This window comes from Arthrobacter sp. GCM10027362, assembly GCF_042679445.1.
Lineage (GTDB): Bacteria > Actinomycetota > Actinomycetes > Actinomycetales > Micrococcaceae > Crystallibacter.
The window spans coordinates 1-12696 of sequence record NZ_JBHTML010000125.1 but is presented as its reverse complement, the minus strand read 5'-3'; the positions used below and the strand labels follow the sequence as shown (position 1 = coordinate 12696).

11 protein-coding genes, 1 tRNA gene and 1 pseudogene are annotated in these 12696 nt (G+C 68.6%); 8 read left to right on the top strand and 5 right to left on the bottom strand.

The features are described 5' to 3' along the window. Nucleotides 1–743, bottom strand: a pseudogene (locus ACFQ36_RS15820) (hypothetical protein); the annotation flags it as partial. Nucleotides 744–1011: 268 nt separating this feature from the next. Here ACFQ36_RS15820 and acs point away from each other — a divergent pair. Together acs and aroQ are read left to right on the top strand one after the other, a co-directional pair. After that, complete coding sequence (acs, locus tag ACFQ36_RS15815; RefSeq protein ID WP_377015237.1) at nucleotides 1012–2994, top strand: acetate--CoA ligase; 1983 nt, start codon at nucleotides 1012–1014, stop codon at nucleotides 2992–2994. A 74-nt stretch (nucleotides 2995–3068) separates the two neighbouring features. Continuing rightward, a complete protein-coding gene (gene aroQ / locus ACFQ36_RS15810; RefSeq protein ID WP_377015235.1) occupies nucleotides 3069–3536 on the top strand; it encodes a type II 3-dehydroquinate dehydratase in 468 nt (155 codons plus the stop codon). A gap of 7 nt (nucleotides 3537–3543) precedes the next feature. Here the strand turns inward: aroQ and ACFQ36_RS15805 are convergent, their stop codons facing one another. Further along, nucleotides 3544–4734: a MarP family serine protease gene (locus ACFQ36_RS15805; RefSeq protein WP_377015233.1), complete on the bottom strand. Its 1191-nt coding sequence runs from the start codon at nucleotides 4732–4734 to the stop codon at nucleotides 3544–3546. A 314-nt stretch (nucleotides 4735–5048) separates the two neighbouring features. On the opposite strand from ACFQ36_RS15805, the gene ACFQ36_RS15800 reads away from it, so the two are divergent. Continuing rightward, nucleotides 5049–5726 (top strand): Crp/Fnr family transcriptional regulator, encoded by a 678-nt coding sequence (locus ACFQ36_RS15800; RefSeq protein WP_377015231.1) that lies wholly within the window; start codon nucleotides 5049–5051, stop codon nucleotides 5724–5726. A 92-nt stretch (nucleotides 5727–5818) separates the two neighbouring features. On the opposite strand, the gene ACFQ36_RS15795 is transcribed toward ACFQ36_RS15800, so the two are convergent. From ACFQ36_RS15795 to ACFQ36_RS15785, 3 genes are all read right to left on the bottom strand, one after another. After that, nucleotides 5819–6640 carry an NUDIX hydrolase gene (locus ACFQ36_RS15795; protein ID WP_377015229.1) on the bottom strand — a complete coding sequence of 274 codons (822 nt, stop codon included), beginning with the start codon at nucleotides 6638–6640 and terminating at the stop codon, nucleotides 5819–5821. An 85-nt stretch (nucleotides 6641–6725) separates the two neighbouring features. After that, nucleotides 6726–7211, bottom strand: a complete 486-nt coding sequence (locus ACFQ36_RS15790; protein WP_377015227.1) for a RidA family protein — start codon at nucleotides 7209–7211, stop codon at nucleotides 6726–6728. A gap of 1 nt (nucleotide 7212) precedes the next feature. Next, nucleotides 7213–7368: a DUF4177 domain-containing protein gene (locus ACFQ36_RS15785; RefSeq protein WP_237822919.1), complete on the bottom strand. Its 156-nt coding sequence runs from the start codon at nucleotides 7366–7368 to the stop codon at nucleotides 7213–7215. A 37-nt stretch (nucleotides 7369–7405) separates the two neighbouring features. Here ACFQ36_RS15785 and ACFQ36_RS15780 point away from each other — a divergent pair, with 37 nt between their 5' ends. The 5 genes from ACFQ36_RS15780 to ACFQ36_RS15760 all read left to right on the top strand — a co-directional run. Continuing rightward, nucleotides 7406–9598 carry a transglycosylase domain-containing protein gene (locus ACFQ36_RS15780; protein ID WP_377015225.1) on the top strand — a complete coding sequence of 731 codons (2193 nt, stop codon included), beginning with the start codon at nucleotides 7406–7408 and terminating at the stop codon, nucleotides 9596–9598. 2 nt (nucleotides 9599–9600) lie between these two features. Continuing rightward, nucleotides 9601–10545: a metallophosphoesterase gene (locus ACFQ36_RS15775; protein WP_377015223.1), complete on the top strand. Its 945-nt coding sequence runs from the start codon at nucleotides 9601–9603 to the stop codon at nucleotides 10543–10545. Nucleotides 10546–10682: 137 nt separating this feature from the next. Further along, a tRNA-Pro gene (locus ACFQ36_RS15770) sits at nucleotides 10683–10756 on the top strand. Between the two features lie 102 nt (nucleotides 10757–10858). Next, the gene (locus ACFQ36_RS15765) at nucleotides 10859–12031 is read left to right on the top strand and encodes an FAD-dependent monooxygenase (protein WP_377015221.1); all 1173 of its coding nucleotides are present in this window, start codon (nucleotides 10859–10861) and stop codon (nucleotides 12029–12031) included. 170 nt (nucleotides 12032–12201) lie between these two features. Further along, nucleotides 12202–12696, top strand: a 495-nt coding sequence (locus ACFQ36_RS15760; RefSeq protein WP_377015220.1) for a hypothetical protein, incomplete at its 3' end; no start/stop codon positions are given.

The window sequence follows — 12696 nt, the reverse complement described above, 5'->3', positions numbered from 1 at the left end:
GGCACCCGGGAACCGCCATCGGACGGGACCGCGGCGGGCGCGGCTCCCGGCGCCATGGGGGCGGCCGCCTTGCCCGTTACGGAAGCAGCGGTCGCGCCGGTCCGGGCCTGACTGCCGGGACCGGAAGAATGCTGCAGGTCCGCAGCTAGCGCACCCGCCGGATTTTGCACCGTGGCAGGGACGCTATCCGATGCCGGCCTACCCGCCACCGGCTTCGCGCCGGCGGTCGGCAGCGCAGACTTCGGCCTGGCGGGCACCGCATCACGTGCCACCGGATGTGCCGGGATCTCGAGCCGGCCGGCAAAATCCGACGCCAACTGGGGAATCCACGGTGCGAAAACGGTGGCAGTGAGCAAGCCGAGGCTGCCGAGGAAACCGACGACGGCGCCGATGCTGAAGGCGTTGACCATGATCAGGAAGTAGAACGCCGTCGCGAAGGACGCCGTCACGGACGCGAACTGGTCCACGGACAGCGAACCGATGCGCAGCTTGGTCTTCGGGGCCACGCGGCGGATGACAAACAGCACCAGGACGGCCGCCGGCAGCAGGATGCTCAGACCCAGATGGAACAGGCTCGCGGAGTTCCACTGGTTCAGGCCAACCCCCCTGAGCACGGTGGTGGGCAGGACCGAGGCCAGGAACAGCAGTGCCACCGAAACGGCGACGACGACATCCCGCAGGGTGAACGGCCCGACCAGGGCCGTGCTGGGCTCGCCTCCGGCGGCCACTGTCTGATCTGCCATCTTGCATCTCCGATCTTTGCTGCCTCGTAAGCCGTGCACGGCACTAGACGATGGTCTTTAGCCTAATAAAGGTTCCGGACCTTCACTAGTTGCCGCTCCGGGGCCGGCGGCAAACCGTTCGCCGCACGATCCCGCCCGCTCACGGCACCATTGTGACGGCAAACACGCGATGTCATGTCCACGCGCTAATGTGGTGAGCAGCACCAGTGGCCACGACCGCCCTGTGCGATGTTGCCTTGCCCGTCGCGACACCATGAAGGGGTCCCAGATGTCCGAAGCCAACGGAAGCCAGTCGGCTGCCGCCCAGAGCGATGCGCTCGAGAACCTGCTGCACGAAAACCGCCGGTTCGCCCCGGACCCGGAGTTTGCCGCCAATGCCGTGGCCCAGCCTGGCATTTATGAGGAAGCGGCGGCGGACCGGCCGGGGTTCTGGGCCAGGCAGGCCCGCGAGCTGCTCTCCTGGGACAAGGACTTCAGCGAGGTCCTGGACTGGTCCAACCCGCCGTTCGCCAGGTGGTTCGCCGACGGGACGCTGAACGCGGCCTACAACGCGCTGGACCGGCACGTGGAGAACGGGCTCGGGGACCGGGTGGCGATTTATTTCGAGGGCGAGCCGGGAGACACCCGCACCTACACCTACGCGCAGCTGACCGAGGAGGTGAAGAAGGCCGCCAACGCGTTCGAGTCCCTCGGCGTGGCCAAGGGCGACCGGGTGGCCGTGTACCTGCCGATGATCCCGGAGGCGGTCATCACCATGCTCGCCTGTGCGCGGATCGGCGCGGTGCACTCGGTGGTCTTCGGCGGCTTCTCCGCCGAGGCCCTGCGCTCGAGGATCGAGGACGCCGAGGCCAAGCTGGTGGTCACCGCGGACGGGACCTTCCGGCGCGGCAAGCCCTCCCCGCTCAAGCCGGCCGTGGATGCGGCCCTGGCCGCCGACGGGCACACCGTGCAGAACGTCGTGGTGGTGCGGCGCAACAACGAGCCGGTGGACTGGACCGACGGGCGGGACCAGTGGTGGCACGAAACCGTTCAGACCGCCTCCCCGGTGCACACCCCGGTGGCGCACGGGGCCGAGCACCCGCTGTACATCCTCTACACCTCCGGCACCACCGGAAAACCCAAGGGCATCCTGCACACCACCGGCGGCTACCTCACCCAGTGCGCCTACACCCACCAGGCCGTGTTCGACCTCAAGCCCGAGACCGACGTGTTCTGGTGCACCGCCGACATCGGCTGGGTCACCGGGCACTCCTACGTCGCCTACGCCCCGCTGATCAACGGCGCCACCCAGCTGATGTACGAGGGCACCCCGGACACCCCGCACCAGGGCCGCTGGTGGGAACTGGTGCAAAAGTACAAGGTCTCCATCCTCTACACCGCCCCCACCGCCATCCGCACCATGATGAAGTGGGGCGAGGCCATCCCGGCCCAATACGACCTGTCCTCCCTGCGCGTGCTCGGCTCCGTCGGGGAGCCGATCAACCCCGAGGCCTGGATGTGGTACCGGCGCGTCATCGGGGCCGACCAGGCCCCGGTCGTGGACACCTGGTGGCAGACCGAGACCGGGGCGCACATGATCGCCCCGCTGCCCGGGATCACCGAGACCAAGCCCGGCTGCGCGCAGACGGCCATCCCCGGCATCGCCGTGGACGTGGTGGACGAGACGGGCAAATCCGTGCCCAACGGCCACGGCGGCTACCTGGTGGTGCGCGAGCCCTGGCCGGCCATGCTGCGCGGGGTCTGGGGCGACCCGCAGCGGTTCCAGGACACCTACTGGTCCCGCTTCGAGAACATGTACTTCGCCGGCGACGGCGCCAAGCGCGACGAGGACGGGGACATCTGGCTGCTGGGCCGGGTGGACGACGTGATGAACGTCTCCGGCCACCGCCTCTCCACCACCGAGATCGAGTCCGCCCTGGTCTCCCACCCGGCGGTGGCCGAGGCCGCCGTCGTCGGCGCCGCGGACGAGACCACCGGCGAGGCCGTGGTCGCCTTCGTCATCCTGCGCGGCGCCGCCGGGCAGTCCGCCGAGGACATCACGGCCGAGCTGCGCAACCACGTGGGCACCGAAATCGGCCCGATCGCCAAGCCGCGGAAGATCCTCGTCGTGCCCGAACTGCCCAAGACCCGCTCCGGCAAGATCATGCGCCGCCTCCTCAAGGACATCGCCGAAGGCCGCGAGGCCGGGGACGCGACCACCCTGGCCGACAACACCGTTATGGCCCAAATCGCCAGCAGCCTCAAGGGCTGAGCAGGTCGGTCGGCACGGCGCATTCGCCGCGCGGCGGATGCGCCGTGCCGACCCGGCCGGGGCATAGTTAAGCCATGACTTCATCGAGCCCGACCGAAGAGAACGCAACGGCCACCACGATCCTGGTCCTCAACGGCCCCAACCTGAACCTGCTGGGGAGCCGGGAACCGGAGATCTACGGTTCCGCCACGCTTCGGGACGTGGAGCAGTTGGCCGCAGACACCGCGGCCGGGCATGGCTGGATCGTGCAATGCGTGCAGTCCAACCATGAGGGCGAGTTGATTGACGCCATCCACGGCGCCCGGGCCAGTGCCGCCGGGATCGTGATCAATCCCGGCGGCTACAGCCACACCTCGGTGGCCATCCGGGATGCCTTGGCAGGGGTGATGCTGCCGGTCGTGGAGGTGCACATCAGCAACATCCACAAGCGCGAGGAATTCCGCCACCACTCCTACATTTCCGGCGTTGCGGATGCCGTCATCGTGGGTGCCGGCATCACCGGTTACAAGCTCGCGCTCAACTACCTGGCCGAGCGGCTGTAAGGGCGCACTACTTCTGCACGCACTGCCCGGCGGGGACCGCGTCCTGGTAGCCGGCGGCCGCCTCGATGACCGGCTGGATTTCCTCCAGGGCCAGGGCGTACCCCACCGGCACGTTCGCGGTGGACTTGGCGAAGACCAGGCCGGCCACCTCGCCGTCGGCATCCAGCAGCGGGCCGCCCGAATTGCCCTGCTGCACATTGGCCGCCAGGGTATAGACCTCCAGCGGGGACCGCTCCGTGCCGTAGATGTCCTGGACCAGCACCGTGGACCGGCCCTGCACCGTGGCCGGCCCGCTCTGGAACGGACCGCCTGCAGGATAGCCGGCGAACGCCGCGTCCGTACCCGCAGCCAGATCGTGCGACGCCACCGGCAGCGGACGCACGTCCAGCCCGTCGACGGCCAGCACCGCCACGTCCTTGGCGGGGTTGATGTAAACGACCCGGCCCGGCTGCACCCGCCCGTCCGGGATCTCCACCACCGGTTCGCTGACGCCCGCCACCACGTGGGCATTGGTCATGACCCGGTCCGGGGCAATGACAAAGCCGGACCCGGTCTGGTTCTGGCCACATTGGAAGGCCGTACCGGCAATCTTCAGCACCGACTCCGCCGCCAGGTTCAGTGCCGCGGTGTCGGTGCTCCCGTCCGGCACCCGGACCGGGCTGGCGGGAGCGGCCTCGTGCATCACCTGGGGGATGCCATCCTTCACGGCAATCGACCGGATCTGCGCCAGCCAGGCCTTGACCGGTTCCGGTGTGGCCCCGTCGATGGCGCGGATCACTTGGGAGGCGGCAATCTGCTGCGAAATAAAAGGAACGCCCAGGCTGGCGATGCTGAACGCCAGCATGGACATCACCAGGGCCGAAACCACCACGTTGACCACTCCGCCCAGCAAGCGGTCCAGCGGCTTCACCGTCGCGAAATCCAGCCGGCGCCGGATGGCCGCACCGATGCCCGACCCCATGGCATGGCCCAGGATCACCAGCAGCACGGCGACAGCAATGATGGCGGTCAGCCGCCAGCCGGCATCCGGAACCCACATGCTCACCAAGGGGATGGAGATGAACGCCGCCACGGCCCCCGCCACGAAGCCGATCACGCCGCCGAGGGTCACGAGGAACCCCTTGCGCAGGCCCGCCACCAGATAGGACAGCAGCACCAGCAGCAGAAGGATGTCCAGTAGGGTCAGACCAAAAAGCAAGCTATCTCCGTAGGCTGGAAGCGGCAGGCACGCATGGCAACGGTGGTTGCTACGGATACGCCGGGGATCATGCCCAGTGTAGTGCCGCTTGCTGGGAATTTGCCGGGCAGCGCCTTTGTTTGTCACGGTAGAGCTTCGACACAACGCGCCAGGGCTTCCGGGCTTCTCCGCTCCGGAGGCCCTGGCGCATGCTGCCCTGCGGCTTAACATCTGTGGAAGATGTCACACCCGCTTTACATACGGCAAAATAGGTACCAGTGCCTGAGCTGAGGCCAGCCGACATGACTGAAATTGTTACAGAACCAGGAGAATTTATGGACACCGAGATCCTACGCCGCGCACCCCTTTTCGCCTCCCTCGACGACGATGTCTTCGCAGCGCTGACTGACGAACTGACCGAGGTGGATCTCTCGCGCGGCGCCTCGGTGTTCCGTGAAGGCGACCAGGGCGACCAGCTCTACTTCATCATCTCGGGCAAGATCAAGCTTGGCCGCACCGCCGCCGACGGCCGCGAGAACCTGGTGGCCATCCTCGGCCCGGGCGAGCTGTTCGGCGAAATGGCCCTGTTCGATCCGAGCCCGCGCAGCACCTCGGCCACCGCCGTGTCCGAGACCCGGCTGGCCGGCCTGAAGAACGAGAACCTGCGCGCGCTGCTGGAGACCCGCCCCGAGGTGTCCGCCCAGCTCCTCCAGGCGTTGGCCCGCCGCCTGCGCCGCACCAATGACTCGCTCGCCGACCTGGTCTTCTCCGATGTGCCCGGCCGTGTGGCCAAGGCGCTGCTGGACCTGGCGGACCGTTTCGGCCGCCCGGCCACCGACGGCATCCTGGTGGCGCACGAACTGACCCAGGAAGAGCTGGCGCAGCTGGTCGGAGCCTCCCGCGAAACCGTCAACAAGGCGCTGGCCGAGTTCGTCCAGCGCGGCTGGCTGCGGCTGGAAGCCCGCGCCGTCGTCATCCTAGACATCCAGCGGCTGCGCCAGCGCTCACGCTGAGCCCGGCCCTTCAGGCCCTCTCCCCTCCGGCGGCGGTCACCTTGTGGTGGCCGCCGCCGTCTGTCCGCCGGCCGGGACATTCGGGCGCTGCCTCAGCGGCTGCGCTGGGCTGCCCCGTCCTCCGCGGCGAAGTTGGCCACCACCTCAAGCATCGGGGCGCCTTCCACCAGCACCAGCTCCGGGTGGTACTTCACCACGGGCCGCTTGTGGGAAAGATAGGCGATGGTGCCGCGGGCGGCCGCGATCTTTTCCAGGATGATTTCCACCGCGGGGCTGGTCAGCTGCTCCAGGTTCAGCCCGCGGGTGTCCGGCTGGCCCACCAGGTCACCGAGTGCGGTGGTGTCCCGCTCCTGCAGGATCTCGCGCGCGCAGACCCAGGAGGCCCAGACCCCCTTGCTGGCCAGCAGGCTGGGCTGCTGGCTAACCGGCTGGGCCGCGGCGAAGTAGCGCGTGTCGAAGCGCCGATGCGCAAAGTCCGGGCTGAGCCAGTTGGACAACGGCTTGAGCAGGTCGGTACGCAACCCCAGACCGCGGCGGTCCAGCATTTCGGCAAAGCTCTTTTCCTGGGCCGCGACCGCCTCGCGGGCGTTCATCCATTCCTCCCCCGCCGGGCCCTCCACCAGCGAGGATTCGTCCGGTCCGGCCAGCAACACGCCGGTCTCCTCGAACAGTTCGCGGATGGCAGCCACCACGTGGGCGCGGGCCTGCCGGTGGTCCGCCAGCCCGAGCAGCTCCGCCCACTTCGCCGCGGAAGGTCCATACCAGGTCAGGGGGTCGTTGTCGCCGGCCTCGATGCTTCCGCCGGGAAAGGCAACGGTGCCCAGCGGTGAATTGCCGGACCGGTAGCCCAGGTAGGTTTCCACGCCGCGGGGACTGTCCCGCACCAGCACCACGGAGGAGGCAAGGCGGGGCATCCGGGGGGCCCGTTCCCCGTGCTCGAGCCAGCTCCGCGCTGCCCCCAGCTGATCCGGGGGCAGCGCGAACAAGTGCCGCGAACCGCTAGCTGAACTCGGCAATCAGCTCTACCTCGACCGGGGAATCCAGCGGCAGCACGGCCACGCCGACGGCGGAGCGGGCGTGTGCTCCGGCCTCGCCGAACGCCTTGCCGAGCAGCTCGGACGCGCCGTTGACGACCGCGGGCTGGCCGGTGAATCCGGGCTCGGAGGCCACGAACCCGACCACCTTGACGATCCGGGTGATGCGGTCCAAGTCCCCGATCACGCTCTTGACGGCGGCGAGGGCATTGACCGCGCAGGTCTGCGCCAGTGCGGCGGCCTCCTCCGCGGATACTGCCGCGCCGACTTTGCCCGCAGCCGGGAGCTTGCCGTCCACGAAGGGCAGCTGTCCCGAGGTGTAGACGTAGTTGCCGGAGACGACGGCGGGCACGTAGGCGGCGACCGGAGCCGCCACCTGGGGAAGCTCCAGGCCGAGGTCAGCCAGGCGCTGTTCGACGGCGGAAACGGAGACGTTCCGAGGCTGGGTCATGCTACTGCTTCTCCCTCTTCATGTAGGCGACGATGTTGGTGGTGCCGGGCATCTGGAGCACCTGGACGAGCTCCCAGCCGTCCTCCCCCCACTGGTCGAGGATCTGCTTTGTGGCATGCACGATCAGTGGGACCGTGGCGTATTCCCATGTGGTCATGCCTCAAAGCCTAACCCCAGCTTGTAAACTGGAGCGCATGGCGCCTCGTAAATCACCGTTCTTCGACACTGCGACAACGCTGGGAAAGATAGTCGCTTTCCTTGGCATCAGTGCCCTCTGCGGTGTGCTGGCAGCAGGATTGCTGGTCCCGGCGGCAGCGGTCGCCGGCGTCGGCGCCACCTCCTCGATCGAATATTTCGATAAGTTGCCGGCCGAGCTGAACACCAGCCCGCTATCCCAAGGCTCCAAGATCTACTCGGCCGACGGCAAGCTCATTGCCACGTTCTATGCCGAAAATCGCGTACCCGTCAAGCTGGACAAGGTCTCCCAGCACATGCGGGACGCCATCGTCTCCATTGAGGACGTGCGCTTCTACGAACACGGCGGCGTGGACCCCCAGGGCATCATGCGCGCCGCGCTCAGCAACATGGCCGGCGGCGGGACACAGGGCGCCTCCACGCTGACCATGCAGTACGTCAACAACGTCCTGATCGATGCCGGCGCCTCCGAAGGAAAGTCCGCCGACGAGCTGACCATCAGCGGCACCAAGTCCATCGGGGACAAGCTGCGCGAGGCCAAGCTTGCCATCGCCCTGGAGAAGAAATACTCCAAGGAGGAAATCCTGCAGGGGTACCTGAACATCGTGCTGTTCAGCGGCCAGACCTACGGCATCGAGGCGGCCGCCCGGACCTTCTTCGGCGTGCACGCCAGCGAACTGACCATTGCGCAGTCGGCGATGCTGGCCGGCATGGTCCAGTCGCCCAACTACTTCAACCCCGTCACGAACCCGGAAGCCACCAAGGAGCGCCGGAACATCGTGCTGGCGGCCATGCTGCACAACAAGAAGATCAGCCAGAAGGAATACGACAAGGCCGCCGCCTCCGGGCTGGGGCTGGACCTGAAGCCGGTCCGGTCCGGCTGCGTGGCCGCCAACTTTGCCGCCTACTTCTGCAACTACGTCAAGCACGTCATCATGCAGTCCGACGCCTTCGGCAAGAACGCCGACGAACGCGCCAAGCTGCTGGCCCGCGGTGGCCTGAAGATTAAGACGACGCTGGATTCGCGCCTCCAAAAGGAGGCGCAGAAGCAGGTCGAGAACCAGGTCCCGATGGGCGATCCCTCGGGGGCCGGTTCGTCGATGGTTTCCGTGGAGCCGGGCACCGGCAAGATCCTGGCGATGGCGCAGAACACCGTCTATAACCCGGCCAAGGGCCGCAAGAACACCGAGCTGAACTTCAACGTGGATGCGGACATGGGCGGCACCTCCTACGGCTTCCAGCCTGGTTCGACCATGAAGCCGTTCACCACCGTGGCCTGGCTGGAATCCGGCCGCTCGCTGAATGCCACCATCGATGCCCGGCGGACCAGCTACCCGGCCGGCTACCCGTGGCGGGCCAGCTGCCTGCCGGACAACGCCTACTTCCAGGCCTGGGACTTCAAGAACGCGCTGCCCGGCTACCAGCGCATGATGACTGTCAGCCAGGGCCTGACCTGGTCGGTGAACTCCGCCACCGTGGCGCAGGCGGCCATGCTGGACCTGTGCGACATCCGTGACGCGGCCACCCGGATGGGCGTGCACCGTGCGGTGGACGGCAAGCCGTTCGAAGTGAACAACCCCTCCTTCCTCATCGGCGGCCAGGAAGTCTCGCCACTGACCATGGCGGCGGCCTTTGCCACCTTCGCCAGCGGCGGCCAGTACTGCGAGCCGATCGCGCTGACCTCGGTGAAGGACGCCCAGGGCAACAAGTACAAGGTCCCGAAGCAGAAGTGCGACCAGGCCATCTCGCCCGAGGTCGCCGCGGCCGTGAGCATCCCGCTGACCAACCTGATCAACAACAGTCCCGGCTACATGCATCCGATCGGCGTCCCCGCGGCGGCCAAGACCGGCACCACGGACGCCTCCGAGCAGACCTGGACCGTCGGCTACACCAAGGGCATCTCGACGGCGTCGTGGGTGGGCAACTGGCACACCAACACGTCGATGAACGGTGTGGCCATCAACGGCGTGGCCCGCGACTACGTGGACGGCGCAACCATTGCCGGCGCGCAGTGGACGGACTACATGCGTGCCGTCGCCCCGCTCTACCCCACCGGATCCTTCGGCAGCGTGCCCGACAGCATGCGGGGCACGCCACCGAGCCCGCCGAAGCAGGACACCGGCAACGAAAACGGCGGAAACAACGGCAACGGCCGGGGCAACGGCAACAGCTCCGACGAGGACGACGACTGAGCATGGATGCCGCAAGGATCCGCCGGCGGCTGGCCGGCGCGAGCCGGCTGGCCGCCGAGGCCGCGGCCGCCGGGGCCGCAGCACTGGCCTACGGCTCCCTGATTGAACGCAATCTCTTTGGCCTCCGCGAGGAGACGCTGGCCGTCCTGCCGCCCGGGCGGCGGCCGCTGAAGCTGCTGCACCTTTCGGACATCCACCTGGTCCCCGGCCAGAAGCGGAAGCAGCGCTGGCTCCGGTCCCTGGCGGAGACGGAACCGGACCTGGTGGTCAACACCGGCGACAACCTGAGCCACCGGCAGGCCGTTGCCCCGCTGCTGGACGCGCTGGCCCCGCTGCTGCAGGTTCCCGGCGTCTTCGTGCCCGGTTCGAACGACTATTATGCGCCCGTGGCGAAGAATCCTTTCGCCTACCTTGCCGGCCCGTCCACGCTGTCCGCGGACCACGGCTCGCGGGAGCTGCCGTGGCGCCGCATGCACGCGGCCTTCGGCAGCTGCGGCTGGATCGATTTGTCCAACCGGCACCAGTCGATCGTGGTGGACGGGCTGCGGCTGGACTTCACCGGCGTGGACGATCCGCACCTGCAGCGCGACAGGTACAGCGGATTCCCCAGGGGGTCCGTCTCCGCCGGCCAGGCCGCCCACCTGCGGATCGCCGTCGCGCACGCCCCCTACCAGCGGGTCCTGGACTACTTCACGGCCGGTGGCGCCGAACTGATCCTCGCCGGCCACACCCACGGCGGCCAGGTCTGCCTGCCCGGCTACGGCGCGCTGGCCAGCAACTGCGACCTGCCCACCTGGCGTGCCCGCGGCCTGACCTGGTGGGAGCACCGCGGGCGCCGCGTGCCGTTGAACGTGTCGGCCGGCATCGGCACCTCCCGGATGGCCCCTGTCCGGTTCGCCTGCCGCCCCGAGGCGGTCCTGTTGTCGCTGGTAGCCAGGCCGTCCTGAGCGGCCGGCACCAGACCGGACCGTGAGGCAAGCGTCACAGCCTGCCGATTTTTGGTTTGGCTGGTTCCTCGGCTACTCTTATACAGTTGCTTTCGCAGCGACGGAACGGAGGAAAACCCTTCCGGAATCCGTCTTCGCGGGGTGTGGCGCAGTTTGGTAGCGCGCGTCGTTCGGGACGACGAGGTCGCAGGTTCAAATCCTGTCACCCCGACAGTGGAAGAAGAGGCCTCCGGGCCGGCGGAAACGCCGGTCCGGGGGCCTCTTCCGCATTCGCGGTGCCGGCGGGTCTCGGCGCGCCAGTAGTATGGGTCCCATGGCTACTTCGGGACGGTCGGCAATCATTGTCGGAGCAGGAATCGGCGGTCTTGCCACCGCGCTGGCGCTGCAGAGCACCGGCTGGAAAGTGCACGTCATCGAGCGCTCCGGCTCGGCCGCCGCGCCGGGCAACGGCCTGTCCATCTGGCCCAACGGCACCGCCGCCCTGGAGCGGCTCGGGCTGCGCGAGGCCTTCGACCGGATTTCCCTGCCGGTCCGGGGCGGCGCACTGGACCTGGACGGCCGGCCGATCCTGGAGCTGGACCAGCCGGAGGTCCTGGACCGCTACGGCCGCAGCGTGCGCACGGTGCACCGCGCCGACCTCACGGCGCTGCTGGCCGGGGCCCTGGCCGTGAACACCGTCCACCGCGGGCTTGCGGTGGCCCGCTTCGAGCCCGACGCACGGACCAGCACGGTGGTGCTGGAGAACCGCGGACAGCAGAGCGCGGACCTGGTCGTCGGCGCGGACGGCCTCTATTCGCTGGTCCGCCGGACGCTGATCGGCGGTTCGGCCCCGCGTTCGGCGGGCATCACCGCCTTCCGCGCTGTCTGCCCGGCCCCGGGCCCGGACGCTGCGGCCCTGCCCTGGGGCGAGACCTGGGGGCCGGGAGCGGTCTTCGGCATCTCGCCATTGAAGGGGAACCGGATCTACTGGTACGGCACCATCAGCAATGCGGAGTTCCGCAGCTCTTCCCTGCCTACGCTGAAGGCCATGGCCCTGGACCGTTTCGGGCACTGGAACCACGGCATCGCGCAGCTGATCGGCCGCACCCCGGAAGAGGCAGTCATGGCCCATGAACTCTTCGACCGCAAGCCGGAACCGGTCTGGTCCGGCCGCTCGGCCACGCTCGTGGGGGACGCCGCCCACCCGATGCTGCCGTTCCTGGGCCAGGGAGCCTGTCAGGCGCTCGAGGATGCCGTGGCCCTGGCGGACGCCCTGGCCGCCCACGGGAGCGTCCAGGAGGGCCTGCTGGCCTACGACGCCGAGCGGGTCCCCCGCACCGCCCGAATCGTCAACCGGTCGCGGATGGTGGGACGGCTGGCCCAGCTGGAACGTCCCGGGCTGCGGAAGGCGCGCAACACCGCCCTGCGGATCCTTCCCCGGAAGCTCCGGCTGAAGCAGCTGGACTCCGTCCTCGGTCCGGCGGTTCCTTCGTTGCCGGCCTCTTAAATTGCCGGCCTCTTAAGGGGTCCTCAGACGGACCTTGAGGGAGCGGGACGGCCGCCGCGCTCCAGCGCGCACCGCCCATTGACTTGCCGCCCGGGCAGGACTGCAATGGCTTAACGGGCACCTGCTCAGGCAGCCGGCCCGGAGGAGTCATCGGCTGGCAGGAGGCCGGAATGAGCCTGGCGGACTACGCACAGCTCGGGCTGTCCGCTGCCTTGGCGGCGGGCACCGTGGCGCTGACGGCCTGGGCCATCGGGGTTGCCCTGCGCCGGCAGGAGCGGCTGGACGCCGTGTTCTGGTACGGTTTCGCGGGCCTGTGCTGTGCCTCGGCAGTGGTGCTGATCGCCGCGGTGGCCTATCCGGCGGCCGCGCCGGTACTGATCCTGCTCACCCTGTCCTGCACCGTTCCGGCCACGCTGTACGTCCGCCGGCAGTGGTCCGAGACCAGTCCGGCCGGCAGGCGGCGCGCCTGGCGCGAAGTGATGTCGCGGCACGATACGGCCCTGGCGCGCTGGGCACGCTATGAACTGGACCCTGACGGACACCTGGAGGCTCCCGGCATGACCGATGTCCGGCGGGCGGAGACGGCCGCCATGATCCGGGCCATGCGGCAGGCCGCTTCGCTGCGCCGCGCGGCTCCCGGCCCGCGCAACCTGCGCGGTGCCCGC